This is a genomic window from Streptomyces sp. NPDC056144, from assembly GCF_042264145.1.
GTDB lineage: Bacteria > Actinomycetota > Actinomycetes > Streptomycetales > Streptomycetaceae > Streptomyces.
Genome location: NZ_JBHJVF010000015.1, coordinates 76,218 through 101,259 on the forward strand (window position 1 = coordinate 76,218; position 25,042 = coordinate 101,259).

Below are 25,042 nucleotides of genomic sequence, written 5' to 3' on the forward strand. Positions count from 1 at the left end.
CTCCCTCCCCGCTCGCTCCCCACTCCCTCCCCCGCGACTGCTTACCGTCCCTTTAGCAGGGCCTAGACTCGCGTCCGTACAAATCCACGTTGATCCATGAGACACGAGACCGAGGGGCGGACGTGCGGGAACCGACCGTTGTCGCGGCCGACGCGGCGGACTACTTCCAGACGTACTCCGTCGTCGGCCTGCTCGCCGTCGTCGGCGTGCTCTTCGTCGCCGTGGCGTTCAGCGCCAACCGGCTGCTCAGGCCCGTCGTGCCGACGCCGGAGAAGCTCCTCACCTACGAGTGCGGCGTCGACCCCGTGGGGGAGGGCTGGGCCCACACCCAGGTCCGCTACTACGTGTACGCCTTCCTCTACGTGATCTTCGCCGTCGACTCGATCTTCCTCTTCCCCTGGGCGACGGTCTTCGCGGCACCCGGCTTCGGCGCCACGACCCTGGTCGAGATGTTCATCTTCCTCGGCTTCCTGGCCGTGGGGCTGCTCTACGCGTACAAGAAGGGCGTCCTGGCATGGACGTAACACCGCTGCCCGCCCCCACGCTCGGCCCGCTCGCCCGCCTCGCGCCCGAGCCGATGAAGGTGGTCCTGAACTGGGGCCGCCGCTACAGCCTGTGGGTCTTCAACTTCGGCCTCGCCTGCTGCGCGATCGAGTTCATCGCCGCGTCGATGGCCCGGCACGACTTCATCCGGCTCGGCGTGATCCCCTTCGCGCCCGGCCCGCGCCAGGCGGACCTGATGATCGTCTCCGGCACGGTGACGGACAAGATGGCCCCGGCCGTGAAGCGCCTGTACGAGCAGATGCCCGAGCCGAAGTACGTGATCTCCTTCGGCGCCTGCTCGAACTGCGGCGGCCCGTACTGGGACTCGTACTCCGTCACCAAGGGCGTCGACCAGATCATCCCCGTCGACGTGTACGTCCCCGGCTGCCCGCCCCGCCCCGAGGCGCTCCTCCAGGGCATCCTCAAGCTCCAGGAGAAGATCGCGCGCGAGAGCCTGGCGGAGCGGTACGCCGCGGCTCCTTCCGTGGCGCAGCTGACGAGCCCGCTGGTCAAGGCCCCGGAGGCCGCCGAGTGAACGCGTACGACTCCCTCCCCGGGGCGGTCACGGAACTCTTCGGCGAGGAGGCGACGGCGGAGCAGGCGTACGACCTCCTGACCGTCGACGTCCCGCCCAGCGCCTGGATCGAGGCGCTGACGACCGCCCGGGACGGCCTCGGCTGCACCTTCTTCGACTGGCTGAGCGCCGTCGACGAACCCGGCACGGGCTTCCGGATCTGCGCGCACGTGGTGTCCCTCGCGGACGGCCGCCCGCGCCGCCTCCTGCTCCGTACGACCGTCCCGCACGAGGCCGCCGCCCTGCCGACGGCGGTCGGCGTGTACGCGGGCGCGGGCTGGCACGAGCGCGAGACGCACGAGATGTTCGGCGTGGACTTCACGGGCCACCCGCACCTCGTCCCCCTCCTGCTCCCCGAGAACTTCGAGGGCCACCCGCTGCGCAAGGACTTCGTCCTCGCGGCGCGGGTCGCGAAGGCGTGGCCCGGCGCGAAGGAGCCGGGCGAGTCCCACGACGGCGGCGGCCCCAAGCGCCGCCAGATGCTCCCGCCCGGCGTCCCCGACCCCAACGAGTGGGGCCCCCTCAAGGGCCAGCTCCCCCCGGCCCCGGCCCGCCCCGCCCGAGCGGCCGCCGGCGAACGCCCGGCCCGCCGCGCCCGCACGGTCACGGAAGGCTCGGCAAGCCAGACGGACCCGACGACACCCGCGGACGCGCCCGCACCCCCGGCGGCGGCCCGCCCGCCGCGCCGCACCCGCTCGGTGACGGAAGGCTCGGCAACCCAGACGGACCCGACGCCGCCTGCGGACGCGCCCGCGCCCCCGGCTGCCCCGGACCCGTCGGCCCCGGCCCGCCGATCCCGCTCGGCAAGCGAGGGCTCGACCAGCCAGACGACGGCCCCGTCCGCCGAGGCGACCTCCTCGGAGGCTCCCGCTGCCGAGGCGACGGCAGCCCCGGGCCCGGACCCGGCCGCCCCCGCGCAGCCGGACACCGGGGCATCCGCCCCGGCGGCCCGCCCGCCGCGCCGCGCGCGCTCCGCGTCCGACGGCTCGGTGAGCCAGGCGGCGGCGGAGCCTGCCGACCAGACCTCGGCGGAGGCAGCGACCCCGGCCGCCCCCGGCACCGGGGCATCCGCCCCGGCGGCCCGCCCGCCGCGCCGCGCGCGTTCCGCGAGCGACGGCTCGGTGAGCCAGGCGGCGGAGCCTGCCGACCAGACCTCGGCGGAGGCAGCGACCCCGGCCGCCCCCGGCACCGGGGCATCCGCCCCGGCGACCCGCCCGCCGCGCCGCGCGCGTTCCGCGAGCGACGGCTCGGTGAGCCAGGCGGCGGCGGAGCCTGCCGACCAGGCCCAGGCGGAGGCAGCGACCCCGGCCGACCCCGGCACCGGGGCACCCGCCCCGGCGGCCCGCCCGCCGCGCCGTGCGCGTTCCGCGAGCGACGGCTCGGTGAGCCAGGCGGCGGCGCCGGACTCCGGCACGGGCGCCGACACGCCCCCTGCACCGGCACCGGCCCCGGAGCGGGGCACGGCTCCCACCCCCCGGACCCGCAGCTCCGACGCCCCCTGGCACCACGCCCGTCCGGCCTTCGAGGAGGACGAGCCCACGCCGAAGGCCCCGCCTGCCGAGGGAGGCGACGGCACCACCGCCGCGTCCGCCCCGCCCGCCTCGCCCGCCGAGGGCGACGACGGCACCACCGCCGCGTCCGCCCCGCCCGCCTCGCCCGCCGAGGGCGACGGCACCGCCGACGGACCGACCGACCCCGCCGGAGGCGATCCCGCGCCGAAGGGCCCGCCGAAGGCCCCGCCCGCCGAGGGCGGCGACGGCAGCACCGTCGCGTCCGCCTCGCCCGCCGAGGGCGACGGCAGCACCGTCGCGTCCGCCCCGCCCGCCAAGGGCGACGGCACCGCCGACGAACCGACCGAACCGACCGAACCGACCGACCACCCCACCACCCCCGCCGGAGGCGATCCCGCGTGAACGACGTACTCGACGTCGCCCTCCGGCTGATCGTCGTCTTCGCCGTGTTCCTCGTCCTGCCGCTCGTCGTCGGGCAGACGGAGCACAAGGTCATGGCCCACATGCAGGGCCGCCTCGGCCCCATGTACGCCGGTGGTTTCCACGGCTGGGCGCAGCTCGTCGCCGACGGCGTGAAGTTCGCGCAGAAGGAGGACGTCGTCCCGAAGGACGCGGACCGGCGGATCTTCCAGCTCGCGCCGGCCGTCGCCCTCCTCCCGTATCTCCTCGTCCTCGTCGCGATCCCGATCGGACCGAGCGAGGGGGCCGTCGGCCAGGTCGTCGACGCGGGCATCTTCTTCGTCCTGGCCGTGATGGGCGTCGGGGTGCTGGGCAGCCTGATGGCCGGCTGGGCGTCGGCCAACAAGTTCTCGCTGCTCGGTGGTCTCCGTACCGCCGCCCAGCTCCTCGCGTACGAGCTGCCGATGCTGCTCGCCGCCGCCTCGGTCGCGATGGCCGCCGGCACCGTCTCCCTCCCCGGCATCCTGAACGCCTTCGAGTGGTGGTGGCTGCCCTGGCAGATCGTCGGCGCGATCGTCTTCTTCGTGGCGGGTCTCGCCGAGCTCCAGCGTCCGCCGTTCGACATGCCGGTGGCCGACTCGGAGATCATCTTCGGCGCGTACACCGAGTACACCGGTCTCCGTTTCGCGCTCTTCCTGCTCGCCGAGTACGCGGGCATCGTCGTCCTCTGCGGTCTCACCACCGTCCTCTTCCTCGGCGGCTGGCACGGCCCGTTCGGCGCCGACGGCCTCGGCTGGGTCTGGACCCTGCTCAAGACGGCCGTCCTCGCCTTCGTCGTCATCTGGCTGCGGGTGACGTACCCGCGTCTGCGCGAGGACCAGCTGCAGAAGCTCGCCTGGACGACGCTCGTCCCGCTCGCCCTGGCGCAGATCGCGCTCACCGGCATCGTGAAGGTGGCGATCCAGTAACCATGGCTCCGATTCCCGGCTCCGGCCTCGCCAAGGGGCTCGCCGTCACGCTCCGCACGATGACGAAGAAGACCGTCACCGCGCAGTACCCGGACGTCCAGCCCGAGCTGCCGCCCCGCACGCGCGGTGTCATCGGCCTGTTCGAGGAGAACTGCACGGTCTGCATGCTGTGCGCCCGCGAGTGCCCCGACTGGTGCATCTACATCGACTCCCACAAGGAGACGGTCCCGGCCGCCGTCCCCGGGGGACGCGAGCGCAGCAGGAACGTCCTCGACCGCTTCGCCATCGACTTCTCGCTCTGCATGTACTGCGGTATCTGCATCGAGGTCTGCCCCTTCGACGCGCTCTTCTGGTCGCCCGAGTTCGAGTACGCGGAGACCGACATCCACGAGCTCACCCACGAGCGGGACAAGCTCCGCGAGTGGATGTGGACCGTCCCCGAGCCGCCCGCGCTCGACCCGAAGGCGGAGGAACCGAAGGAGATCGCCGCCGCCCGCAAGGCGGCGGAGAAGGCCGCGGCAGCGGCGGCGGCCGCCGCCGAGGCCGGGGCGGGGGAGGAGCAGCAGTGATCCTGGCAGCACATGCGGGGGCGCAGGCCCACGCCTTCCTCTCGCCCACCGGCGTCGAGATCGCCTTCCTTCTCGTCGGCCTCGTGACCCTCGGCGCGGCCGTCGTCACCGTCACCACCCGCCAGCTCGTCCACGCCGCTCTCTGGCTGGTCGTGGCGCTCGGCGGGCTCGCGGTGGAGTACCTGCTCCTGACGGCCGAGTTCATCGCCTGGGTGCAGGTGCTGATCTACGTCGGCTCCGTCGTCGTCCTGCTCCTCTTCGGCCTCATGCTCACCAAGGCCCCCATCGGTCGCTCCCCGGACGCCGACTCGGGCAACCGCCCGGTCGCCCTCGCCGTCGCGGTGGCCGCCGCCGTCGCCCTCGTCTGGGTCGTCGTCGACGCCTTCCGCACGACCTGGATCGATCTGGACGGCGCCGTCCAGGGCTCCACCGAGGTCACCGGATCCACCCTCTTCCGGCACTGGGTGCTGCCCTTCGAGGCCCTCTCCGTGCTCCTCCTCGCCGCACTCGTCGGCGCGATCGTCCTCTCCCGCAAGAAGGACGAGAAGGGGCAGGAACGCTGATGCACCTCGCCTATCCCGCGGTCCTCGCCGCCCTCCTCTTCTGCGTGGGCGTGTACGGCGTCCTCGCCCGCCGCAACGCGATCCTGGTCCTGATGTCCGTCGAGCTCATGCTCAACGCCGTCAACCTCAACCTGGTCGCCTTCGACGTCTGGCTCCGCGACACCCTCCACGCCGGCCAGGCGCTCACCCTCTTCACCATCGCCGTCGCCGCCGCCGAGATCGGCATCGGCCTCGCCATCGTCCTGATGGTCCACCGGAACCGGGGCACCGCGGACGTCGACCTCCTCCGCGACACCGCCGAGCACCGGAACCCGGCGGACGACGAGATCGGCGCCGACGACGAGGCCGACGCGGACGACGCACACGACGCACCGGGGGAACGACCCCTCGACGAGAAGGCCGAGGCCGCCGCGTGACCACGACCACCCTCGCCGTCCTCGTCCCCCTCCTTCCCTTCCTCGGCTCCGCCGCCGGCCTGTTCCTCGGCCGCAAGGCCCCCGGCTTCGTGCGCCCGCTCGCCGTCCTCCCGACGCTCGCCGCCGCCGTCCTCGCCGTCCTCGTCGCCGCCCGCCAGGGCGGGGGCAAGGCGATCGACGCGGCCACCCAGCTCACCCCGACCGGCTCGGTCCCCATCGACCTCGCCCTGCACATCGACGGCTTCGCCGCCCTCGTCGCCGTCCTCGTAGGCGTCGTCGCGACCTGCGTGCAGATCTACTCGACGGGTTACCTCCGCGAGGACCCGCGCTACCCCTCGTACGCCGCGCTCGTCTCCCTCTTCACCTCCGCGATGCTGCTCGTCGTCTACTCCGGCGACCTGATGGTGCTCCTGGTCGGCTGGGAGATCATGGGCATCTGCTCGTACTTCCTCGTCGGCCACTACTGGGAGACCCCCGAGGCACGGGCCGCGTCCCTCAAGGCCTTCCTCGTCACGAAGCTCGGTGACGTCCCCTTCCTCATCGGTCTCTTCGCGCTCGCCGCCGACGCCGGCACCTTCCGCATCACCGGCGTCCTCGGCGCCGTCGCGAGCGGCGGCCTCGACCACCCGACCCTGATCGCGCTGCTGCTCCTCGCGGGCGTGGCCGGCAAGTCGGCGCAGTTCCCGCTGCACACCTGGCTCCCGGACGCGATGGCCGGCCCCACCCCCGTCTCCGCGCTCATCCACGCGGCGACGATGGTCGCCGCCGGCATCTACTTCACGGCCCGGCTGCTCCCCGTCTTCGCCGCCTCGGCCGCGGCCATGACCGTGCTCGCAGTGATGGCCGCGATCACGATGGTCGGCTCGGCGCTCGCCGCCCTCGCGCAGGACGACATCAAGCGGGTCCTCGCCTACTCGACGATCGGCCAGCTCGGCTACATGGCCGGAGCGCTCGCCGTCGGCGACCGCGGGGCCGCCGTCTTCCACCTCCTCTCGCACGCCGCCTTCAAGGCGCTGCTCTTCCTCGCCGCCGGTACGGTCATCCACGCCGCCGGCACCAACTCGCTCACCGCGATGTCCCGCATGAGCGGCCTCGCGAAGCGCATCCCCGACGCGTACTGGACGATGACCGTCGCCCTCCTCGCGCTCGCCGCGATCCCGCCCTTCGCCGGCTTCTTCTCCAAGGAAGCCGTCCTCGTGGCCGCCGAGCACACCGCGCTCGGGGAGCACGCCGTCCAGCCGGCCCCCGCCGGGGCAGGCTGGATCGTCCTCGTCGCCGGGCTCCTGACCGCCCTGCTCACCGCCGCCTACGCGCTCCGCCTCTGGCTGCGGACCTTCCGCGGCCGCGGCGCCGAGGCCCCCGACCACGGCCGTCAGCCGATCGCCATGACCACGGTCCTGTGGGTGCTGGCCCTCCCGTCGCTCGGCTTCGGGCTCACCGTCACCTACCTCGACGACTGGTTCGACGGAAACGCCCTCACCCCGACGGTCACCACGGCCGTCCTCGGCACCGGCCTCGCCGCCGCCGGAGCGGTGATCACGTACGCGGTCTGGCGGACCCTGAGCGCCAAGGCCGCCGTCGGCATCCCCGTACCGCACGTGCCCGACCCGGACGCCGACGGCGGTCTCGTCGAGGCCGAGGCGCTGAGCCTGCCGCACCCCGCCGAGGACCCGGCCGACCCCGGCCGCGCCCTCCTCGGGCCGCTGCACCGCCCCGCCGCCGACGGCTTCCACCTCGACGCCGTCTACCGGGCCGCCTTCGTCCGCCCCGTCGTCGCCGCCGCCTCCCTGGTCCGCTTCCTGGACCGCGAGGTCGTCGACACCTACGTCCGGGGCGCGGGCCAGACCGCCAAGGGACTGGGATGGCTCGTCCGCCGCGCCCAGACCGGCAACGTCCAGACCTACCTGAGCGCCCTGCTCGCCGGCTCCGTCGTCCTGGTGATCGCCGCAGTCGCCCTCGCCAACGCCGCCGCAGGAGCGTGAGCCGTGATCGATATCAGCGAATCCGTGATGCAGTTCCTTCTCGCGTTGATCGTCGCCGGACCGCTCCTCGGCGCCGCCGCCGCTCTCCTCCCGGCCCCGCCCGGGCTGAAGGGGAAGTCCCCGGACCAGGCCGTGCTCCGCCACGGCGTGACCGTCACCGGCGTGATCCTGCTGGCCGCGATCGTCCTCGCGCTCGGCTTCGACCACGACCACCCGTCGAGGATGCAGGCCACGACGGACATCACGTGGATCCAGGCACTCGACGTGCGGATCCACCTCGGTGTCGACGGCATTTCCCTCCCCCTCCTGGTCCTGACCGCGCTCCTGACCTTCCTCTGCGCGCTCTACAGCTACTTCAAGATGCCGTCGGGCCCGTCCCCGAAGGCGTTCGTCGCGCTCCTCCTCGTCCTGGAGTCCGGCACCCTCGCCACCTTCGCCGTCCTCGACCTCGTCCTCTTCTTCCTGGCCTTCGAGATGGTCCTCATCCCGATGTACTTCCTCATCGCCCGCTGGGGCGGCGAGGGCAGGCAGGCCGCCGCCACGAAGTTCGTCCTCTACACGCTGCTCGGCTCCGTCGTCATGCTGCTCGGCCTGCTCCTCATCGGTGTGAAGGCCGGCACATTCGACATGGTGGCACTGGCCACTGACAACGGCCGTGGACTGACCACATCCGTGCAGGTCATCGCCGTTCTCGCGATCGGTCTCGGCCTCGCCGTGAAGACCCCGATGTGGCCGCTCCACAGCTGGCTCCCGGACGCCCACACCGCCGCCCCGACCGTCGGCTCGGTCCTCCTCGCCGGCGTCATGCTCAAGATGGGCACGTACGGCTTCGTCCGCATCGTCCTGCCGATCGCCCCCGACGGCATGCACGCCTTCGCGCCCTACCTGGCCGCCTTCGCCGTCGCCGGCATCGTCTACGGATCCCTCGCCTGCCTCGCCCTCGCGCGCCCCGGCGCCAAGGGCGACCTCAAGCGCCTGATCGCGTACTCCTCCGTCGGCCACATGGGCTTCGTGCTCCTCGGCATCGCCACCATGACCCCCACCGGGGTCAACGGCGCCCTCTTCGCCAACATCGCCCACGGCCTCGTCACCGGCCTGCTCTTCTTCCTGGTCGGCGCCCTGAAGGACCGGTACGGCACCGCCGACCTCGACACCCTCGCCGGAGCCACCGGCGCCGCCCTCTACGGCCGCGCCCCCCGCCTCGGCGCCCTCCTCGCCTTCGCCGCCGTCGCCTCCCTCGGCCTCCCCGGCCTGGCCGGCTTCTGGGGCGAGATGCTCGCGCTCTTCGGCGCGTTCGAACCGGCGGCGGGCCTCAACCGAGCCGCCTTCCTCACCTTCATGGCGATCGGCGCCTTCGGCACCCTCCTCACCGCCGCGTACCTCCTCGTCGTCGTCCGCCGCGTCTGCATGGGCGGCCCCCGCCCCGCGGGCGAGGCGCCGATCGCCGACGTCCAGGGGTACGAGTTCGCCGCCTGGACCCCGCTCGTCGCCCTCACCGTCCTCGCCGGACTCTGGCCCGCCGTCCTCCTCGGCCTCACCGACCCGGCCGTCCAGAAGCTCCTCGCCGGAGGCACCCAGTGACCGCAGTGACGACGTTCGCCAGCGCAGACGCCTCGCTCGTCCAGTCCGTCGACTGGCTGACGATCGCGCCCCCGACCCTCACGGCCGTGGCCGCCCTCGTCGTCCTCGTCGCCGACCTCTTCCTCCCGCCCGAGCGCAAGCGGCTCCTCGGCTGGATTGCGATCGGCGGCCTCACCGCCGCCCTCGCGCTCCTTCTCCCGCTGCGCTCCGGCGACCGCGAGACCTTCTGCCTCGCCGCCGACACCCAGGTGACGGCGTGCAGCTACACCGCCGACCACTTCACCCTGGTCATCCAGCTGCTCGTCCTCGCCGGAGCCCTCGTGGCGGCGCTGCTCTCGCTGCCGGAGACCGAGAAGAAGCTCCCGGCCGGAGAGTTCTGGTTCCTCCTCCTCTCCTCGGCCGCCGGCGCCGCCCTGCTGCCCGCCTCCCGCGACCTCGCGACCCTCGTCATCGCCCTCGAAGTCGCCTCGCTGCCCGCCTTCGCGCTCGTCGGCCTCAAGCGCGGCGACCGCAGGTCGGGAGAGGCCGCGCTCAAGTTCTTCCTCTCCTCCGTCACCGCGACCGCCGTCACCCTCCTCGGCGTCAGCTTCGTGTACGCGGCCACCGGCACCCTCCACCTCACCGAGATCGCCCAGCGCCTCGACGAGGTCCCCGGCCAGCTCCAGACGCTCGCCGAGGCGGGCGTCGCCCTCACCCTCGTCGGCTTCGCCTTCAAGACGGCGGCCGTCCCCTTCCACTTCTGGGTCCCCGACACCTACGTCGGCGCCCCGCTGCCCGTCGCCGCCTACCTCTCCGTGGTCGGCAAGGCCGTCGGCTTCACCGGCCTCATCCTCGTGACGGTCGTCGCCTTCCCCTCGTACGCCGACGTGTGGGGTCCGGCGCTCGCCGTCCTCGCCGCGCTCACCATGACCGTCGGCAACGTGGCCGCCCTCCGGCAGGCCTCCACGCGCGCGTGGAGCGCGGTCCGGCTGCTCGCCTGGTCCTCCGTCGCCCAGGCCGGCTACCTCCTGGTGCCGATCGCCGCCGCCGCGTACTCCTCCGACGACCAGATCGGCGCCACCGTCGCGTACGCCCTCATGTACGCCGTCGTGAACCTCGGCGCCTTCGCGGTCGTCGCCCTCGTCGCCCGGACGCACCCCCGCAACCGCCTCGCGGACTACCGAGGCCTGTACGCGGCCAGCCCCGCCGCGGCCCTCGCGCTCGCCTTCTTCCTCCTGAATCTGGCCGGTTTGCCCCCGGGTATCATCGGCCTCTTCGCCAAGGTGACCGTCTTCTCGGCGGCCGTCGACGCGGGCCTCGGGTGGCTGGCCGTGGTCATGGGCCTCAACGTCGTGATCGCGCTGTACTACTACCTGCGCTGGACGGCCCTCCTCTTCCGTACGCCGGAGGGGGAACCGGCCGCCACGCGCGCGTACCGGACGTCCGCACCGGTCACCCTGGCGATCGCGCTGACCGCCGCCGCCGGAGCCGTCCTGTCGGGCTACCCGCAGTTCGCCCTCCGCTTCGCGACGGACAGCCTTTTCTGACCCCCCCACGCAGAGCAGAACCGAGGAGCAACACCCCGTGCTGAACGGATTCAAGGACTTCATACTTCGCGGAAACGTCGTCTCGATGGCCATCGGTCTGGCCGTCGGCTCGGCGTTCACGGCCGTCGTCACGGGCTTCAGCAAGGCGTTCATCACCCCGCTCATCGGTCTGGCGACCGGCTCGGTCGGCGACTTCAGCGAGGCCAGCTTCAAGGTCCAGGGCACGGTCTTCCCGTATGGTCTGGCCATCGCCGCCGTCATCGCCTTCGTCATCACGGCGGCGGTCCTGTACTTCCTGATCGTCGTCCCGATGACGAAGATCCAGAGCAAGTTCGCCAAGGAAGAGGCCGCCGACCCGAAGTCGGAGAAGCGCGACTGCCCCCGCTGCTTCACCGAGATCCCGGCCATCGCCACCCGCTGCGCCCACTGCACCAGTGAGGTCGAGCCCACCGTCGTCGGTGCCGGCGCCCTGGAGAAGGTCGCCGTCCCGGCGGCCCGCTGATCACCCGTACGGCCCACACGGCACCCCCCGCGAGCCGGGGAACCCGAGCCTCCCGCCTGGCGTTGACCAGGAAGGGAGGGTCCACTGGACCAGAGCACCAGAGGATCACCACAGCAAAAAGGGTTCCCCTGCCGCACCACTTGGAGGGCGTACCGTGCACCGCCGGCACAACGGGCTGAGGACCGCCGTCCTCCTCGGAGGGCTCTCCGCCCTCATCATCGTCATCGGCAGCTTCTTCGGGCGTACGGGGCTGATCGTCGCGCTCGTCGTGGCGCTCGGCACCAACGCGTACGCGTACTGGAACAGCGACAAGCTGGCGCTGCGGGCCATGCGGGCCCGCCCGGTCAGCGAGTTCGAGGCGCCCGCGCTCTACCGGATGGTGCGCGAGCTCTCGACCCAGGCCCGCCAGCCCATGCCCCGGCTCTACATCTCGCCGACCCAGGCGCCCAACGCCTTCGCCACCGGCCGCAACCCGCGCAACGCGGCCGTGTGCTGCACCGAGGGCATCCTCGCGATCCTCGACGAGCGCGAGCTCCGCGGGGTCATCGGCCACGAGCTCAGCCACGTCTACAACCGGGACATCCTCATCTCCTCGGTCGCCGGCGCCCTCGCCTCGGTGATCATGTTCCTCGTCAACTTCGCCTGGCTGATCCCGGTCGGCCGCTCCAACGACGACGACGGCCCCGGCATCCTCGGCTACCTGATGATCGTCATCCTGGGGCCGATCGCCGCGGCGGTCATCCAGCTGGCCATCTCCCGCTCCCGGGAGTACGAGGCCGACGCCTCCGGCGCCCAGCTCACCGGCGACCCGCTCGCCCTGGCCAGCGCCCTGCGGAAGCTGGACGCGGGGACGAAGCAGCTGCCGCTCCCGCCCGAGCCGAAGATCGAGACCGCGAGCCACATGATGATCGCGAACCCGTTCGGCCCGGGTAAGGGCATGTCCAAGATGTTCTCCACACATCCGCCGATGGCCGAGCGCATCGCCCGGCTCGAACAGATGGCAGGTCGCCGCCCGTGAAGACCATCCTCAACGTCATATGGCTGATCCTCTGCGGATTCTGGATGTTCCTGGGCTACATGGCCGCGGGCGTCCTGCTCTGCATCACGATCATCGGCATCCCGTTCGGCCTCGCCGCGTTCCGCATCGGCCTCTACGCGCTCTGGCCGTTCGGCCAGACGGTCGTCGACCGCCGGGACGCGGGGGCGCCCTCCTGCGTCGGCAACGTGCTGTGGCTGATCCTGGCCGGCTGGTGGCTGGCGCTGGGGCACATCACGACGGGCATCGCGCTCTGCATCACGATCATCGGCATCCCGCTCGGCATCGCGAACTTCAAGATGATCCCGGTCTCGCTGATGCCGCTGGGCAAGGAAATCGTCCCGACGAGTTGATGGGCGTTGGGCGGGGACGGGGGGCCGCTGCGCGGGGCCTTCACCCCACCCCGCCCCTTCCCGAAGCCGGGGGCAGGCCCCCGGACCCCCGTACGGCCTGGCGGCCGTGCCCTCAAACGCCGGGCGGGCTGAAATCCAGCCCCGCCGGCGTTTGAGGCGCGGGGTCCGGGGCGGAGCCCCGAGTGCTTCAGCCCGTCGGTCGTCTGCGGACCGGGGGCCTGGGGCGGAGCCCCGGCACCTCAGCCTCGCCGGCGCTTGAGGCGCGGGGTCCGGGGCAGCGCCCCGGTTTCGGGAAGGGGCGGGGTGGGGGAAGGCCCGCCGCAGGCGCCCCGCCTGCCCACCCGGCACCGGAACCGGCACCGGCGCCCCACCCACCCGGCTACCCCCGCGGCGCCACCCCCCGCCCCCGGCTGACCGACCACGCCACGACCCCGGCCGCGAGGACCCCCGCGCCCGCCAGCACCGACCCCAGCGGCAGCGCGAACGCGAGGATTCCGCATCCGACGAGTCCCGGTCCCGCGAGCAGCCGGTTGCGGCCGCCTAGGGTCCAGGCGGAGGCGTTGGCGATTCCGTAGTAGACGAGGACGCCGAAGGACGAGAAGCCGATGGCGCCCCGCAGGTCCGCCGTGGCGGCCACCAGGGCGACGAGGGCGCCCACGGCGACCTCCGCCCGGTGCGGGACCTGGAAGCGTGGGTGTACGGCGGCGAGCGCGGTCGGCAGGTAGCCGTCGCGGGCCATCGCCAGGGTCGTCCGGGAGACGCCGAGGATCAGCGCGAGCAGCGAGCCGAGCGCGGCGACCGTCGCGCCCGCCGTGACGAGCGGTACGAGCCAGGCGGCGTCCGCCGCGCGTGCCGCGTCGGCGAGCGGCGCGGGGGAGCGGGCCAGGGCCTCGGGGCCGAGGACGGTGAGGACGCTGACGGCGACGAGCGCGTAGACGGCGAGGACGATGCCGAGGGCGATCGGGACGGCCCGGGGGATCGTGCGGGCCGGGTCGCGGACCTCTTCGCCGAGCGTGGCGATCCGCGCGTACCCCGCGAATGCGAAGAAGAGCAAACCCGCGGCCTGGAGCACCCCGCCCGCGACGAGCTCTCCGCCGAGCGTGGCGGCGGAGGCGGACCCGGCGTCGAAGGAGACCGTGACGACGGCCGCGAGGACGGCGAGGACCACCGCCACGATGACGCGCGTGAGCAGCGCGGACTTCTGAACTCCCCGGTAGCTGACGGCCGTCAGGGCCACGACGGCGCCGACGGCCACCGCGTGCGCGTGCTCCGGCCAGGCGTAGGCGCCGACGGTCAGGGCCATGGCCGCGCAGGAGGCCGTCTTGCCGACGACGAAGGCCCATCCTGCGAGGTAGCCCCAGAAGGAGCCGAGGCGTTCGCGACCGTACACGTACGTGCCGCCGGAGGCCGGGTAGATCGCGGCGAGCCGCGCCGAGGCCATGGCGTTGCAGTAGGCGAGGACCGCGGCGAGGCCGAGCGCCGTGAGCAGCCCTGCGCCGGACCCGGCGGCCCAGGCGGCCGGCCCGAGCGCCACGAAGATGCCCGCGCCGATCATCGAACCGAGGCCGATCACGACCGCGTCGAAGACGCCGAGCGACCGGCGCAGTTCTCCTGTCATGTACCGAACCTTAGGTCCCCGGCAGGGGCAGTCCGGTCTCCCTCAGCGTGATGTTCAGCCGCCCGACGAGCCCGAGCCCCGGCTCGGCCGTCCCCGGGTACACCTTGGGCACTCCGTGGTGCACCCACCGGGACTCCCGCCCGAAGACGAACAGGTCCCCGGAGACCAGATCGACGTCCTGGTACGGCCGCCCCCGGGTCTCCTCGTTGCCGAACCGGAAGACGCACCGGTCCCCGAGGCTCAGCGACACCACCGGCGCCGCCGAGCGCTCCTCGCGGTCCTGGTGCATGCCCATCCGCGCCCCGGGCCCGTAGAAGTTCACGAGCGCCGTGTCCGGGGTGAAGCCGAGGTCGTCCCCGTACGCCTCGACGAGCGCCGCCCGCCCCAGCTCCACCAGCCACCCGGGGACGGGCACGCCGACCGCGTCGAGGTAGCGGTACGGCTCCCACTGCCGGCCCAGGCACAGCGACCTGACCGACATGACGCCCCCGCCGGGCAGCACCGTCTGCCGGTACGGGGCGGGGCCCCGGCCCCACTCCCGGCAGGCGTCCACGAGCTCCCGCTGCCGCGCGAACGGCAGCCATCCGGGCACGTGCACCGCGCCCGGGGCGACCTCGGCACGCGCGCGCGTGGGAAGCCCCTCGGCGAGCGGGAACAGGCCGTCAGCCGTCACACGAGGGCCCCTTCGAGCCCCAGGAGCCGTTCCTTCCGCTCAAGACCCGCCGCGTACCCGCGCAGGCTCCCGTCCGCACCGATCACCCGGTGGCAGGGCCGCACCACGAGCAGCGGATTGCGTCCGATCGCGGTCCCCACGGCCCGCACCCCTGCCCCGCTCGAACCGACCTGCCGGGCGATGTCGCCGTACGACACGGTCGTCCCGTACGGGATCTCCTCCAGGGCCTGCCACACGCGCCGCTGGAACTCGGTCCCGGCATCGGCGGCGAGCGGGAGGTCGAACCGGTCCCGGCGCCCGGCGAAGTACTCGCCCAGCTGCTCGGTGACCTCCGCGAAGGCCTCGGGCGCGAGCGTCCACCCGTCCTCGACCTCCACACCGCCCTTCTGCTCCGGCAGCGACAGGGAGCGGAGAACGGCACGGCCCCCTTCGGCGAGCTCTCCGACAAGGAGCATCTCGCCCAGGGGGCCGTCGACGTACGCGTACACGGTCATGGCTTGTTCCTCTCCCCGCACGGGTCTCTCAGGATCCAGTGTGCGGGGCCGCCCCGCCTCGGGCTGGCGGTTTTCGGACACGAGCCTCGACGCGTCAGAACCGGGTCAGCGGTAGTTCACGAACTGGATCGCGAAGTCGAAGTCCTTGCCCTTGAGCAGCGCCTGCACGGCCTGGAGGTCGTCACGGCTCTTCGAGCTGACGCGCAGCTCGTCGCCCTGGACCTGCGCCTTGACGCCCTTGGGGCCCTCGTCGCGGATGGCCTTCGCGACCTTCTTGGCGTTCTCCTGGGAGATGCCCTCCTGGACGGAGGCGAAGAGCTTGTACTCCTTGCCGGAGAGCTGCGGCTCGCCCTCGACGTCCAGGGACTTCAGCGAGATGCCCCGCTTGATCAACTTGGACTGGAAGATGTCGAGGATCGCGAGGACGCGCTCCTCGCCGCTCGCCTGCATCAGGATCTTCTCGCCCGACCAGGCGATCGAGGCGTTGGTGCCCTTGAAGTCGTAACGCTGCGAGATCTCCTTCACGGCCTGGTTGAGGGCGTTGTCGACCTCCTGCCGCTCGACCTTGGACACGATGTCGAAACTGGAGTCGGCCATGACTCGTGGCTCCTTGTTCGGGTGCTGTGGGGTACCCCCAAAGCCTAGGGGGTTCCCCACGCCCCGAACGGCTGATCAATCCGGTGGCGAAGCACCCCCCGGGATCAGGTATTGTTTACGTCGTTGCCAGGGAACACCGCGAAAGCGGCTCCCGAACAACGAACCCATGGCGATGTGCCCGAGTGGCCAATGGGAGCGGACTGTAAATCCGTCGGCTTAGCCTACCCAGGTTCGAATCCTGGCGTCGCCACGTGAAGAAGGTCCCCGGTGCTTGCACCGGGGACCTTCACTCGTTTCTCGGGACGCCCGAGGCGGTCAGTTTCCGGCCACGTCCTTCACCGCGACCGCGACCGGCGTCGAGCCGCCGACCAGTTCCAGGGTCAGGCCGGCCGTCGCCGGGGTGTCCAGGAGTTCGGCGATGACCGCCGCCACGTCGTCGCGGGGGACCGGGCCCCGGCCCGTGCGGGCCTCCAGGCGCACCCGGCCCGTGCCCGGCTCGTCCGTGAGGGCGCCGGGCCGCAGGATCGTCCAGTCCAGGCCTTTGCGCCCCCGGACGTCGTCGTCGGCCGCGCCCTTCGCCCGCAGGTACGCGTCGAAGATCTCGTCGCCCTCGTGCGCCGCGTCCGCGCCCATCGAGGAGACGACCACGTGCCGCCGTACACCCGCCCGCTCCGCCGCCTCGGCGAAGAGCACCGCGGCGCCCCGGTCCACGGTCTCCTTGCGGCCCGCCCCGCTGCCCGGGCCCGCGCCCGCCGCGAAGACGGCCGCGTCGGCGCCCTGGAGGACGGCCGCGACCATCTCCACCGAGGCCGACTCCAGGTCCAGGACGACGGGCTCCGCGCCCGCCTCCCGTAGGTCGTCCCCCTGCTCCTGCCGCCGGATGATCCCGGCGACCTCGTGCCCGCCCGTGGCGAGGATCCTCTCCAGGCGCAGGGCGATCTGACCGTGTCCTCCAGCGATGACGATGCGCATACTCACGACCGTACGACGGGACCGGCCCCGGGGCTTCCCGGCTCGGGCGGCCGTTCGGGTCGCGTCTGACGGGGAAGGTCCAGAGCCGCCGCCGAGTCGCAGTACTCCCGCACCGCGCTGGTCCGCGCCACCACCCGTCCCCGGTGCACGACGATCCGGCTGTACGCCAGTGACAGCACGCCCGCCAGTCGCTCCCCGCGCACCGCGAGCAGCTCCGCCGGGAACCCGGCCTCCACCCGCACCTCCGGCAGCCCCATGGCCGCCCGCGCCTCGGTGCTCACCGCCGCGTACGCCTCCGGGGGCCGCAGCCCGCCGAGCGAGGCCAGGAGGTACGCGGCCTCCAGCGGATCGCCCCGCCCCACCGGGTTCGAGACGTCCCGCAGCGCCCCGCTGCCGGCCGCGACCCGCACCCCGGCCGCCCTGAGCAGCCGGACCGGCGCCGCGCCGCGCGTCTCCGTCGCCCCGCAGCCGCCCTGCGGCAGGCACACCACCGTCACCCCGGCCGCCGCCAGCTGGTCGGCCGCCCGCCGTGCCACGTCCCCCGGAAGCCGCCCGAGGGCGCCGCAGGGCCCGATCGTCACGCCGGGCCGCAGCCCGCCGGCCATCGCCGCGAGCCGCGCGAGCCTGGCCGGGTCGTTCCCGTCCGTGTGCAGGTCCACCGGGCAGCCGTGCTCGGCCGCGATCTCCAGGATCGCCTCCACGTAGCCGGCCGGATCGGGGTCGAGGTCCGGGCAGCCGCCGACGACCCCGGCGCCCATCTTCACCGCGTCCCGCAGCATCGCGAGCCCGTCCGCGCCCGCGACCCCGGTGAGGAGCCGGGGGACCGCCACGGCCGTCAGGTCGGTGAGGCCGCGCAGGGAGCGCCGGGCCTGGAGGACGGCTTCCAGCGGCCCGAGCCCGTGGACGTCGCCGATCCGCACGTGCGCGCGCAGCGCGGTGGCGCCGTGGCCCAGCTGGAGGAGCGCGGCCTCGGTGGCCCGCCGCTGGACCTCCTCGGGGGCGTACGAGACGGGGCCCGGGGTCTCGGCGGAGAGGGCGGTGTCGGCGTGGGCGTGGGGCTCGGCGGCGGCCGGGAGGAGGAGATAGCCGGCGAGGTCGACGCGCGGGCCGGAGGAGCTGAGGCTGCCGGCGGTGCCGACGGCCTCGATCCGTCCGCCGACGAGCCGGACGTCCACCGTGCGGCCGTCGGTGAGGCGGGCGTGGGAGAGCAGGAGCGTGGTCGCGTCGGCGGTGGTGGCGGCCCCGTCCTCGGGCGGCTGGGGCTGCTTGCTGTCGGCTGACATCCGGCTCCTCAAGACTCCTCAAGATCAAGAACGCGCGGGGTGGGCCCGAGCCTAGGGGCGCTCGGACCCGCCTTCGAGGAGGAGCGCAAAAGTCGTACCGGCGAGTCCACGTGTGGCCTACGGGACGCCTGGTGAGGGCCGTCGAGGGGCCTCGGGGAAACGGATTTGGGTGATGGGCCGGAGACCGTGTAATGTCTTCCTCGCTCGCCCCAATAGCTCAGTCGGTAGAGCGTCTCCATGGTAAGGAGAAGGTCTACGGTTCGATTCCGTATTGGGGCTCTGGTGAGAAGGGCCCCCGCCTTCGGGCGGGGATCCGGATCATCAAAGCGGTGTAGCTCAGTCGGTAGAGCAAGCGGCTCATAATCGCTGTGTCACCGGTTCAAGTCCGGTCACCGCTACACACGGTAGCCGATTGTGGGGTCGGTCCTGCGATCGGCTACTCTTTCATGCGTTAATCCATCCTATCCGTCCGTCAAGGAGCACTCACGTGGCTGCCACCGACGTCCGCCCGAAGATCACGCTGGCCTGCGTGGAGTGCAAGGAGCGGAACTACATCACCAAGAAGAACCGGCGTAACAACCCGGACCGTCTTGAGATGAAGAAGCACTGCCCTCGCTGCAACTCGCACACCGCGCACCGCGAGACGCGTTAATCAGGCTCGTACACGAGGCCGTCCCCACTCGGGGGCGGCCTCGTGTCGTTTGTCGCAGCACGTCGCCAGTCGCACAGATCCAGCAGGAGGTATCGAGTCCATGGCGCTCGACCAGTCCTTCGTGGGCCGGACCTATCCGCCCACCGCGCCCTACGAGGTCGGCCGCGAGAAGATCCGCGAATTCGCCGAGGCGATCGGTGACGCGAATCCCGCGTACATCGATCAGGAGGCGGCCAAGGAACTCGGTCACCCCGATGTGATCGCCCCGCCGACTTTTGTGTTCGCCATCACCTTCAAGGCGGCCGGCGCCGTCATCGAGGACCCGCAGCTGGGTCTCGACTACAGCCGCGTCGTCCACGGCGACCAGAAGTTCGCCTACACCCGGCCCGTCCGCGCCGGGGACCGGCTCTCGGTCACCTCCACCATCGAGGCGATCAAGTCCCTCGCCGGCAACGACATCCTGGACATCCGCGGCGAGGTCCACGACGAGACCGGCGAGCACGTCGTGACCGCCTGGACCAAGCTCGTCTCCCGCGCGCCCGAGGAGGCCTGACCATGACCGCGAAGATCGCCTACGACGAGGTCGAGGTCGGCACCGAGCTGCCCGCGCGCACGTTCCCCGTGACGCGCGCCACGCTCGTCCAGTACGCCGGTGCCTCCGGGGACTTCAACCCGATCCACTGGAACGAGAAGTTCGCGGTCGAGGTCGGCCTGCCGGACGTCATCGCCCACGGCATGTTCACCATGGCCGAGGCGATCCGCGTCGTCACCGACTGGGCCGGCGACCCCGCCGCCGTCGTCGAGTACGGCGTCCGCTTCACCAAGCCCGTCGTCGTCCCCAACGACGGCGTCGGCGCCGAGATCGAGGTCTCCGCCAAGGTCGCCGCCAAGCTCGACGACCAGCAGGTGCGGGTCGACATCACGGCCATGAGCGCCGGCCAGAAGGTCCTGGGCATGTCCCGGGCCGTGGTCCGCCTGGCCTGACGTACGCCCGCCGTACGCACCTCACGGGCCCGTCGCGCGAGCGGCGGGCCCGTACCCTTGAGCCTGTGCAGCAGATCGCAGACGCCCCCCTCGCGCCCCTGACCACCTTCCGGCTCGGCGGACCCGCCACCCGGCTCGTCACCGCCACCACCGACGACGAGGTGGTCGCGGCCGTCCGCGAGGCCGACGCCACCGGCACCCCGCTCCTGATCATCGGCGGCGGCTCCAACCTGGTCATCGGCGACAAGGGCTTCGACGGCACCGCGCTGCGCATCGCCACCACCGGCTTCCACCTCGACGGCACGCGCCTGGAGCTCGCCGCGGGCGAGGTCTGGACGGACGCCGTCGCCCGGACCGTCGAGGCCGGGCTCGCCGGGATCGAGTGCCTCGCCGGCATCCCCGGCTCCGCGGGCGCCACCCCGATCCAGAACGTCGGCGCCTACGGCCAGGACGTCTCCGCCACCGTCACCGAGGTCGTCGCCTACGACCGGCGCGCCGACGAGACGGTCACCCTCACCAACGCCGAGTGCGCCTTCTCGTACCGCCACAGCCTCTTCAAGGACCAGCCCGACCGGTACGTCGTCCTGCGCGTCCGATTCGAGCTGGAGGACGCGGACGGCCTGTCCGCGCCGGTGAACTACCCCGAGACCGGCCGGGCCCTCGGCGTCGAGGTCGGCGACCGCGTGCCGCTCGCGCACGCCCGCAAGACCGTGCTCGGGCTCCGCGCGGGCAAGGGCATGGTCCTGGACCCCGAGGACCACGACACCTGGTCCGCCGGCTCCTTCTTCACCAACCCGATCCTCACGGCGGGGGAGTACGAGACCTTCCTCACGCGCGTGACCGAGCGCCTCGGCGCCGACGTCAGCCCGCCCGCCTTCCCCACGGGCACCGACGGGCACGTGAAGACCTCGGCCGCGTGGCTCATCGACAAGGCCGGCTTCACCAAGGGGTACGGTGCCGGGCCCGCCCGGATCTCCACCAAGCACACCCTCGCCCTCACCAACCGGGGCGAGGCGACCACCGAGGACCTCCTCGCGCTCGCCCGCGAGGTCGTCGCGGGCGTCCGGGACGCCTTCGGGATCACCCTCGTCAACGAGCCGGTGACGGTCGGCGTCAGCCTCTAGGGCTGTCCGGCGGATCAACCCCGTACAACGCGAGATCCCCGGCGGTGAGGACACCGCCGGGGATCTCGTCCATGCTTTACCAGGGCTTACCAGGGCTTACCAGGAGCCCTTGACGTCTTCGGGCTTCTCGCCGAAGACGATGTCCAGGACGCGGCTCATGCGCGGGTCGTAGACGTGGACGTCCGTCTGGGCGACGCCCTCGGAGCGGTTGTAACGCCAGCCGCTGTTCACACCCTCGAAGTGCCGGTGGTGGATCTTGTCCGTCTTCACGGCGCCCGAGCCCGCGACGCTGTGCACGCGCCACTGCGTGGTCAGCTCGTCCACGACGGCCGGCAGGGCCGCCCACTTCACCGTCGTCGTGCCCTTGGCGCGGTGGTGGTAGTCGGTGAAGCGGCGCTGGCGGTCGGAGGGCATCGGCGTACGCGTCGCCTTGGCCATCCAGTAGCCGGAGAACATCACGACGCCGGTCTCCGACTCGGCGGCGTGCTCGAAGACCGACCGGCCGTCGTCGGCGAGCATCAGCTCGTCGATGTCCGCGCTGATCACGCCGGCCGCCTGGGACAGGTAGCGGAAGCGACCGTGCTCCAGGAGCCCGTACTGGCAGTAGTCGGAGTCCCAGACCTTGTTGGGGCCGCCCTGCGGGCCGAAGGGGAAGGGCCAGTCCACGACGACGGCCGTGGTGATCCCGTCCACCTCCGCGATGGCGTCGGCGACGTCCTGCGGGGTGTAGGTCGTGGAGTTGTTGTCGTAGAAGACGATTCCGGTGACCCCGTGCACGAGGTGGTAGTAGCGCAGGAAGTCCTGGATCCAGACGAGGTCGTTGTCCTTGGACTTCGTGATGATCGTGCGCTGCCCGGCGAAGAGGTGCGACTCGTTCGGCGCGATCTCCGCGGTGAACCGGTCGTTGCCCAGGCTGAAGGAGAGCTCGCGGCCCTCACCGGCGCCCAGGACCGACGAGCGCTGCGTGCGGCCCCAGTCGCGGAGGTCGAGGTCGCCCGTGACGTCGGCGCCGTCGACGCGCCAGGCGCCGTTGCTGAGCGGTTCCTTGAGGTTGCTCAGCGGCGGGCCGCTCAGGTGCACGTCGTCGCCGTACTGGAAGACGTCGTAGAAGAGCGTGCGGTCGTCGAACTGCTCGAGGTACTCGGGCTGCCGGTCCTCCGGCTTGCGCGGCGGCGTCCGGCGGAAGGAGGAGGACAGGGGCACCGTGACCGCGGACGGCCGGACCACCTTGATCACCTTCTCCTGCTTCTCCCCGCTCGCCTTCCGCAGGTCCAGGCCCCGGCGCGCGAGACGGACCGGTTCGAGGAATTCATCGAGAGTGAGGGACCCGGAGCTGTGCGCGTGCTTGCGGCGCTCCGCCTCCAGCTCGGCGACGCGGCGGTCGAGGCGCGCGATCTCCGCTTGCAGGGCCTCCGCCGGCACGTCGGCGTTTTCGACGGCTCCAGATGTCATTCTCGCTCCCGTCTCCGAGCGCCCTCCGGTGGGCCGGTCGCCGGTCGCGGCCGGCGGCGGTGCGCGTCGATGAGGACGACGGTTCACAGTCAATGAAGTGGCAATCATATGACCCTCAGGTGGCGAGCCAGCCGTCGATCCCCGCAAGCAGCTTCGCCCGTACGTCCTCCGGGGCCGCCGAACCCCGCACCGACTGACGGGCCAGTTCCGCCAGCTCCTCGTCCGTGAAGGCGTGGTGGCGGCGGGCGATCTCGTACTGGGCCGCGAGCCGCGAGCCGAAGAGGAGCGGGTCGTCCGCGCCCAGGGCCATCGGCACCCCCGCCTCGAAGAGCGTCCGCAGCGGTACGTCCTCGTGCTTCTCGTACACCCCGAGGGCCACGTTGGAGGCGGGGCAGACCTCACAGGTCACCCCGCGCTCCGCGAGCTTCCGCAGCAGCCGGGGGTCCTCCGCCGAGCGGACGCCGTGGCCGACCCGGGTCGCCCCCAGGTCGTCCAGGCAGTCCCGTACCGAGGACGGGCCCGTCAGTTCGCCGCCGTGCGGGGCCGCGAGCAGACCGCCGTCCCGGGCGATCGCGAAGGCCCGGTCGAAGTCGCGGGCCATGCCGCGCCGCTCGTCGTTGGAGAGCCCGAAGCCGACGACGCCCCGGTCCGCGTACCGCACCGCGAGCCGCGCGAGGGTCCGCGCGTCCAGCGGGTGCTTCATGCGGTTCGCCGCGACGACCACCCGCATGTCGAGCCCGGTGTCGCGGGAGGCCGCGTCGACCGCGTCGAGGATGATCTCCATCGCCGCGATGAGACCGCCGAGCAGCGGCGCGTACGAGGTCGGGTCGACCTGGATCTCCAGCCACCCCGAACCGTCCCTGACGTCCTCCTCGGCCGCCTCGCGGACCAGGCGCCGGATGTCGTCGGGCTCGCGCAGGCAGGAGCGCGCGATGTCGTAGAGGCGTTGGAAGCGGAACCAGCCGCGCTCGTCGGTCGCCCGCAGCTTCGGGGGCGTACCGCTGCTCAGGGCCTCCGGGAGGCGGACGCCGTACTTGTCGGCCAGCTCGATGAGCGTCGTGGGCCGCATCGATCCGGTGAAGTGCAGATGCAGATGGGCCTTGGGCAGGGCGCTGAGGTCGCGGTAAACGTGCTCCATTGGCCGATCCTGCCGCACCCGAATGGACGAGAACAGTCCGTTTTCCCTATCGGTACCTTGCCCGAACGTAAAAACGAGCCCCCGGCTCCGAAGAACCGGGGGCCCGTGAGCCGTGAGCGACTCGTGCTACTTGGCTTCCGCCAGCAGCTTCTGGATCCGGGACACGCCCTCGACGAGGTCCTCGTCACCCAGCGCGTACGAGAGACGCAGGTAGCCCGGCGTGCCGAAGGCCTCGCCCGGGACGACCGCGACCTCGGCCTCGTCCAGGATCAGGGCGGCGAGCTCCACGGAGGTCTCCGGGCGCTTGCCGCGGATCTCCTTGCCGAGCAGGCCCTTCACCGACGGGTACGCGTAGAACGCGCCCTCGGGGGTCGGGCAGTACACGCCCTCGATCTCGTTCAGCATGCGCACGATCGTCTGGCGGCGGCGGTCGAAGGCCGTCCGCATCTCCGCGACGGCGTCCAGGTTGCCCGAGACGGCGGCGAGCGCGGCGACCTGCGCGACGTTGCTCACGTTGGACGTGGCGTGCGACTGGAGGTTCGTCGCGGCCTTCACGACGTCCTTCGGGCCCACGATCCACCCGACGCGCCAGCCCGTCATCGCGTACGTCTTCGCCACGCCGTTGACCACGATGCACTTGTCGCGCAGCTCGGGCACGATCGCCGGCAGCGAGGTGAACTTCGCGTCGCCGTAGACCAGGTGCTCGTAGATCTCGTCCGTCAGGACCCACAGACCGTGCTCGGCGGCCCAGCGGCCGATCGCCTCGGCGTCGGCCTCGGAGTAGACCGCGCCGGTCGGGTTGGACGGGGAGACGAAGAGGACGACCTTGGTCTTCTCCGTGCGCGCCGCCTCCAGCTGCTCCACCGAGACCCGGTAGCCGGTGGTCTCGTCGGCCACGACCTCGACCGGGACACCGCCCGCGAGGCGGATCGACTCGGGGTACGTGGTCCAGTACGGCGCCGGGACGATGACCTCGTCGCCCGGGTCGAGGATCGCGGCGAAGGCCTCGTAGATCGCCTGCTTGCCGCCGTTGGTCACCAGGACCTGGGAGGCGTCGACCTCGTAACCGGAGTCGCGGAGCGTCTTGGCGGCGATCGCGGCCTTCAGCTCGGGCAGACCGCCGGCCGGCGTGTAGCGGTGGAACTTCGGGTTCTTGCAGGCCTCGACGGCCGCCTCGACGATGTAGTCGGGGGTCGGGAAGTCGGGCTCGCCGGCACCGAAGCCGATCACCGGGCGCCCGGCGGCCTTGAGGGCCTTGGCCTTGGCGTCGACGGCGAGGGTGGCGGACTCGGAGATCGCACCGATGCGTGCGGAGACCCGACGCTCGGTGGGAGGGGTAGCAGCGCTCATACGGCCCATCGTCCCAGACCGGATACGGCCCCGGGACACGGGTTTCACGGACCGGACAGGAACGGTCATTCCCGGTCGTACGCCCGTCCGAGAGCAGGTCGGCGCGGTTTCTGTTCGACGTGAGCCCCCATCACCGCGTATGCTCACTCCTCGTTGGCCCGCACCGACCACATCTCACGATG

The 25,042-nt window shown here is 72.2% G+C and carries 26 protein-coding genes and 3 tRNA genes; 20 read left to right on the forward strand and 9 right to left on the reverse strand.

Going from position 1 to position 25,042, the window contains the following annotated elements; translation table 11 throughout:
* Positions 1-122 precede the first annotated feature (122 nt).
* The 13 genes from ACFC0Z_RS31545 to ACFC0Z_RS31605 all read left to right on the forward strand — a co-directional run bounded on the left by ACFC0Z_RS31545 (position 123) and on the right by ACFC0Z_RS31605 (position 12,523).
* The gene (locus tag ACFC0Z_RS31545) at positions 123-524 is read left to right on the forward strand and encodes an NADH-quinone oxidoreductase subunit A (RefSeq protein WP_376445250.1); all 402 of its coding nucleotides are present in this window, start codon (positions 123-125) and stop codon (positions 522-524) included.
* Complete coding sequence (locus tag ACFC0Z_RS31550) at positions 515-1,078, forward strand: NADH-quinone oxidoreductase subunit B (RefSeq protein WP_376445253.1); 564 nt, start codon at positions 515-517, stop codon at positions 1,076-1,078. The genes ACFC0Z_RS31545 and ACFC0Z_RS31550 overlap by 10 nt, the downstream gene beginning before the upstream one ends.
* The gene (locus ACFC0Z_RS31555; RefSeq protein ID WP_376445256.1) at positions 1,075-3,030 is read left to right on the forward strand and encodes an NADH-quinone oxidoreductase subunit C; all 1,956 of its coding nucleotides are present in this window, start codon (positions 1,075-1,077) and stop codon (positions 3,028-3,030) included. The genes ACFC0Z_RS31550 and ACFC0Z_RS31555 overlap by 4 nt, the downstream gene beginning before the upstream one ends.
* Positions 3,027-3,995, forward strand: a complete 969-nt coding sequence (locus ACFC0Z_RS31560; protein ID WP_376445259.1) for an NADH-quinone oxidoreductase subunit H — start codon at positions 3,027-3,029, stop codon at positions 3,993-3,995. Before ACFC0Z_RS31555 ends, ACFC0Z_RS31560 begins: the two co-directional genes overlap by 4 nt.
* A gap of 2 nt (positions 3,996-3,997) precedes the next feature.
* A complete protein-coding gene (locus tag ACFC0Z_RS31565) occupies positions 3,998-4,564 on the forward strand; it encodes a NuoI/complex I 23 kDa subunit family protein (RefSeq protein ID WP_376445262.1) in 567 nt (188 codons plus the stop codon).
* Positions 4,564-5,127, forward strand: coding sequence for an NADH-quinone oxidoreductase subunit J (locus tag ACFC0Z_RS31570; RefSeq protein WP_376445453.1), 564 nt, complete (start codon positions 4,564-4,566; stop codon positions 5,125-5,127). Before ACFC0Z_RS31565 ends, ACFC0Z_RS31570 begins: the two co-directional genes overlap by 1 nt.
* Positions 5,127-5,543 (forward strand): NADH-quinone oxidoreductase subunit NuoK, encoded by a 417-nt coding sequence (gene nuoK / locus ACFC0Z_RS31575; RefSeq protein ID WP_376445264.1) that lies wholly within the window; start codon positions 5,127-5,129, stop codon positions 5,541-5,543. The genes ACFC0Z_RS31570 and nuoK overlap by 1 nt, the downstream gene beginning before the upstream one ends.
* Positions 5,540-7,525: an NADH-quinone oxidoreductase subunit L gene (locus tag ACFC0Z_RS31580; protein WP_376445267.1), complete on the forward strand. Its 1,986-nt coding sequence runs from the start codon at positions 5,540-5,542 to the stop codon at positions 7,523-7,525. The genes nuoK and ACFC0Z_RS31580 overlap by 4 nt, the downstream gene beginning before the upstream one ends.
* A gap of 27 nt (positions 7,526-7,552) precedes the next feature.
* Complete coding sequence (locus tag ACFC0Z_RS31585; RefSeq protein WP_376445455.1) at positions 7,553-9,106, forward strand: NuoM family protein; 1,554 nt, start codon at positions 7,553-7,555, stop codon at positions 9,104-9,106.
* Positions 9,107-9,111: 5 nt separating this feature from the next.
* Entirely contained in the window at positions 9,112-10,632 is a 1,521-nt protein-coding gene (locus tag ACFC0Z_RS31590; RefSeq protein ID WP_376445457.1) for an NADH-quinone oxidoreductase subunit N, read from the forward strand.
* Between the two features lie 37 nt (positions 10,633-10,669).
* A complete protein-coding gene (gene mscL / locus ACFC0Z_RS31595) occupies positions 10,670-11,134 on the forward strand; it encodes a large conductance mechanosensitive channel protein MscL (RefSeq protein WP_376445270.1) in 465 nt (154 codons plus the stop codon).
* 154 nt (positions 11,135-11,288) lie between these two features.
* Positions 11,289-12,152: a zinc metalloprotease HtpX gene (gene htpX / locus ACFC0Z_RS31600; protein WP_376445273.1), complete on the forward strand. Its 864-nt coding sequence runs from the start codon at positions 11,289-11,291 to the stop codon at positions 12,150-12,152.
* A complete protein-coding gene (locus ACFC0Z_RS31605; RefSeq protein ID WP_376445276.1) occupies positions 12,149-12,523 on the forward strand; it encodes a YccF domain-containing protein in 375 nt (124 codons plus the stop codon). Before htpX ends, ACFC0Z_RS31605 begins: the two co-directional genes overlap by 4 nt.
* Positions 12,524-12,902: 379 nt before the next feature.
* Here the strand turns inward: ACFC0Z_RS31605 and ACFC0Z_RS31610 are convergent, their stop codons facing one another.
* The 4 genes from ACFC0Z_RS31610 to ACFC0Z_RS31625 all read right to left on the reverse strand — a co-directional run bounded on the left by ACFC0Z_RS31610 (position 12,903) and on the right by ACFC0Z_RS31625 (position 15,905).
* Positions 12,903-14,141: an APC family permease gene (locus ACFC0Z_RS31610; protein ID WP_376445278.1), complete on the reverse strand. Its 1,239-nt coding sequence runs from the start codon at positions 14,139-14,141 to the stop codon at positions 12,903-12,905.
* 10 nt (positions 14,142-14,151) lie between these two features.
* Positions 14,152-14,814 (reverse strand): alpha-ketoglutarate-dependent dioxygenase AlkB, encoded by a 663-nt coding sequence (locus tag ACFC0Z_RS31615; protein ID WP_376445281.1) that lies wholly within the window; start codon positions 14,812-14,814, stop codon positions 14,152-14,154.
* Positions 14,811-15,308: a methylated-DNA--[protein]-cysteine S-methyltransferase gene (locus ACFC0Z_RS31620; RefSeq protein WP_376445283.1), complete on the reverse strand. Its 498-nt coding sequence runs from the start codon at positions 15,306-15,308 to the stop codon at positions 14,811-14,813. Before ACFC0Z_RS31620 ends, ACFC0Z_RS31615 begins: the two co-directional genes overlap by 4 nt.
* Before the next feature lie 105 nt (positions 15,309-15,413).
* Complete coding sequence (locus ACFC0Z_RS31625) at positions 15,414-15,905, reverse strand: YajQ family cyclic di-GMP-binding protein (protein WP_376445284.1); 492 nt, start codon at positions 15,903-15,905, stop codon at positions 15,414-15,416.
* A 168-nt stretch (positions 15,906-16,073) separates the two neighbouring features.
* Between ACFC0Z_RS31625 and ACFC0Z_RS31630 the strand changes: the two genes are divergently transcribed.
* A tRNA-Tyr gene (locus ACFC0Z_RS31630) sits at positions 16,074-16,155 on the forward strand.
* A gap of 65 nt (positions 16,156-16,220) precedes the next feature.
* Here the strand turns inward: ACFC0Z_RS31630 and ACFC0Z_RS31635 are convergent.
* Together ACFC0Z_RS31635 and ACFC0Z_RS31640 are read right to left on the reverse strand one after the other, a co-directional pair.
* Positions 16,221-16,877, reverse strand: a complete 657-nt coding sequence (locus ACFC0Z_RS31635; protein WP_376445286.1) for an SDR family oxidoreductase — start codon at positions 16,875-16,877, stop codon at positions 16,221-16,223.
* 2 nt (positions 16,878-16,879) lie between these two features.
* Complete coding sequence (locus ACFC0Z_RS31640) at positions 16,880-18,160, reverse strand: amidohydrolase family protein (RefSeq protein ID WP_376445288.1); 1,281 nt, start codon at positions 18,158-18,160, stop codon at positions 16,880-16,882.
* Positions 18,161-18,366: 206 nt separating this feature from the next.
* On the opposite strand from ACFC0Z_RS31640, the gene ACFC0Z_RS31645 reads away from it, so the two are divergent.
* The 6 genes from ACFC0Z_RS31645 to ACFC0Z_RS31670 all read left to right on the forward strand — a co-directional run bounded on the left by ACFC0Z_RS31645 (position 18,367) and on the right by ACFC0Z_RS31670 (position 20,920).
* Positions 18,367-18,439 (forward strand) — tRNA-Thr (locus ACFC0Z_RS31645).
* A gap of 46 nt (positions 18,440-18,485) precedes the next feature.
* Positions 18,486-18,558 (forward strand) — tRNA-Met (locus ACFC0Z_RS31650).
* 89 nt (positions 18,559-18,647) lie between these two features.
* The gene (rpmG, locus tag ACFC0Z_RS31655; RefSeq protein ID WP_003956487.1) at positions 18,648-18,812 is read left to right on the forward strand and encodes a 50S ribosomal protein L33; all 165 of its coding nucleotides are present in this window, start codon (positions 18,648-18,650) and stop codon (positions 18,810-18,812) included.
* A 100-nt stretch (positions 18,813-18,912) separates the two neighbouring features.
* Positions 18,913-19,365 carry a MaoC family dehydratase N-terminal domain-containing protein gene (locus tag ACFC0Z_RS31660; protein ID WP_376445291.1) on the forward strand — a complete coding sequence of 151 codons (453 nt, stop codon included), beginning with the start codon at positions 18,913-18,915 and terminating at the stop codon, positions 19,363-19,365.
* Positions 19,366-19,367: 2 nt separating this feature from the next.
* Complete coding sequence (locus ACFC0Z_RS31665; RefSeq protein ID WP_376445294.1) at positions 19,368-19,796, forward strand: MaoC family dehydratase; 429 nt, start codon at positions 19,368-19,370, stop codon at positions 19,794-19,796.
* The gene (locus ACFC0Z_RS31670; protein ID WP_376445460.1) at positions 19,793-20,920 is read left to right on the forward strand and encodes a UDP-N-acetylmuramate dehydrogenase; all 1,128 of its coding nucleotides are present in this window, start codon (positions 19,793-19,795) and stop codon (positions 20,918-20,920) included. Before ACFC0Z_RS31665 ends, ACFC0Z_RS31670 begins: the two co-directional genes overlap by 4 nt.
* Before the next feature lie 96 nt (positions 20,921-21,016).
* Here ACFC0Z_RS31670 and ACFC0Z_RS31675 read toward each other — a convergent pair whose 3' ends face one another.
* From ACFC0Z_RS31675 to ACFC0Z_RS31685, 3 genes are all read right to left on the reverse strand, one after another.
* Complete coding sequence (locus tag ACFC0Z_RS31675; RefSeq protein ID WP_376445296.1) at positions 21,017-22,372, reverse strand: capsule biosynthesis protein CapZ; 1,356 nt, start codon at positions 22,370-22,372, stop codon at positions 21,017-21,019.
* Between the two features lie 115 nt (positions 22,373-22,487).
* Positions 22,488-23,510, reverse strand: coding sequence for an adenosine deaminase (locus ACFC0Z_RS31680; RefSeq protein ID WP_376445298.1), 1,023 nt, complete (start codon positions 23,508-23,510; stop codon positions 22,488-22,490).
* A gap of 126 nt (positions 23,511-23,636) precedes the next feature.
* Positions 23,637-24,860 carry a pyridoxal phosphate-dependent aminotransferase gene (locus tag ACFC0Z_RS31685; RefSeq protein WP_376445300.1) on the reverse strand — a complete coding sequence of 408 codons (1,224 nt, stop codon included), beginning with the start codon at positions 24,858-24,860 and terminating at the stop codon, positions 23,637-23,639.
* Positions 24,861-25,042 lie beyond the last annotated feature (182 nt).

What these genes read in the sequence shown, in the direction of transcription:
- ACFC0Z_RS31610 (WP_376445278.1), bottom strand. Translation starts at nt 14,141, where the DNA reads ATGACAGGAGAACTGCGCCGGTCGCTCGGCGTCTTCGACGCGGTCGTG.
- ACFC0Z_RS31665 (WP_376445294.1), top strand. Translation starts at nt 19,368, where the DNA reads ATGACCGCGAAGATCGCCTACGACGAGGTCGAGGTCGGCACCGAGCTG.
- ACFC0Z_RS31620 (WP_376445283.1), bottom strand. Translation starts at nt 15,308, where the DNA reads ATGACCGTGTACGCGTACGTCGACGGCCCCCTGGGCGAGATGCTCCTT.
- ACFC0Z_RS31680 (WP_376445298.1), bottom strand. Translation starts at nt 23,510, where the DNA reads ATGGAGCACGTTTACCGCGACCTCAGCGCCCTGCCCAAGGCCCATCTG.
- ACFC0Z_RS31625 (WP_376445284.1), bottom strand. Translation starts at nt 15,905, where the DNA reads ATGGCCGACTCCAGTTTCGACATCGTGTCCAAGGTCGAGCGGCAGGAG.
- ACFC0Z_RS31675 (WP_376445296.1), bottom strand. Translation starts at nt 22,372, where the DNA reads ATGACATCTGGAGCCGTCGAAAACGCCGACGTGCCGGCGGAGGCCCTG.
- ACFC0Z_RS31550 (WP_376445253.1), top strand. Translation starts at nt 515, where the DNA reads ATGGACGTAACACCGCTGCCCGCCCCCACGCTCGGCCCGCTCGCCCGC.
- nuoK (WP_376445264.1), top strand. Translation starts at nt 5,127, where the DNA reads ATGCACCTCGCCTATCCCGCGGTCCTCGCCGCCCTCCTCTTCTGCGTG.
- ACFC0Z_RS31635 (WP_376445286.1), bottom strand. Translation starts at nt 16,877, where the DNA reads ATGCGCATCGTCATCGCTGGAGGACACGGTCAGATCGCCCTGCGCCTG.
- ACFC0Z_RS31585 (WP_376445455.1), top strand. Translation starts at nt 7,553, where the DNA reads ATGCAGTTCCTTCTCGCGTTGATCGTCGCCGGACCGCTCCTCGGCGCC.
- ACFC0Z_RS31640 (WP_376445288.1), bottom strand. Translation starts at nt 18,160, where the DNA reads ATGTCAGCCGACAGCAAGCAGCCCCAGCCGCCCGAGGACGGGGCCGCC.
- ACFC0Z_RS31660 (WP_376445291.1), top strand. Translation starts at nt 18,913, where the DNA reads ATGGCGCTCGACCAGTCCTTCGTGGGCCGGACCTATCCGCCCACCGCG.
- ACFC0Z_RS31685 (WP_376445300.1), bottom strand. Translation starts at nt 24,860, where the DNA reads ATGAGCGCTGCTACCCCTCCCACCGAGCGTCGGGTCTCCGCACGCATC.
- ACFC0Z_RS31565 (WP_376445262.1), top strand. Translation starts at nt 3,998, where the DNA reads ATGGCTCCGATTCCCGGCTCCGGCCTCGCCAAGGGGCTCGCCGTCACG.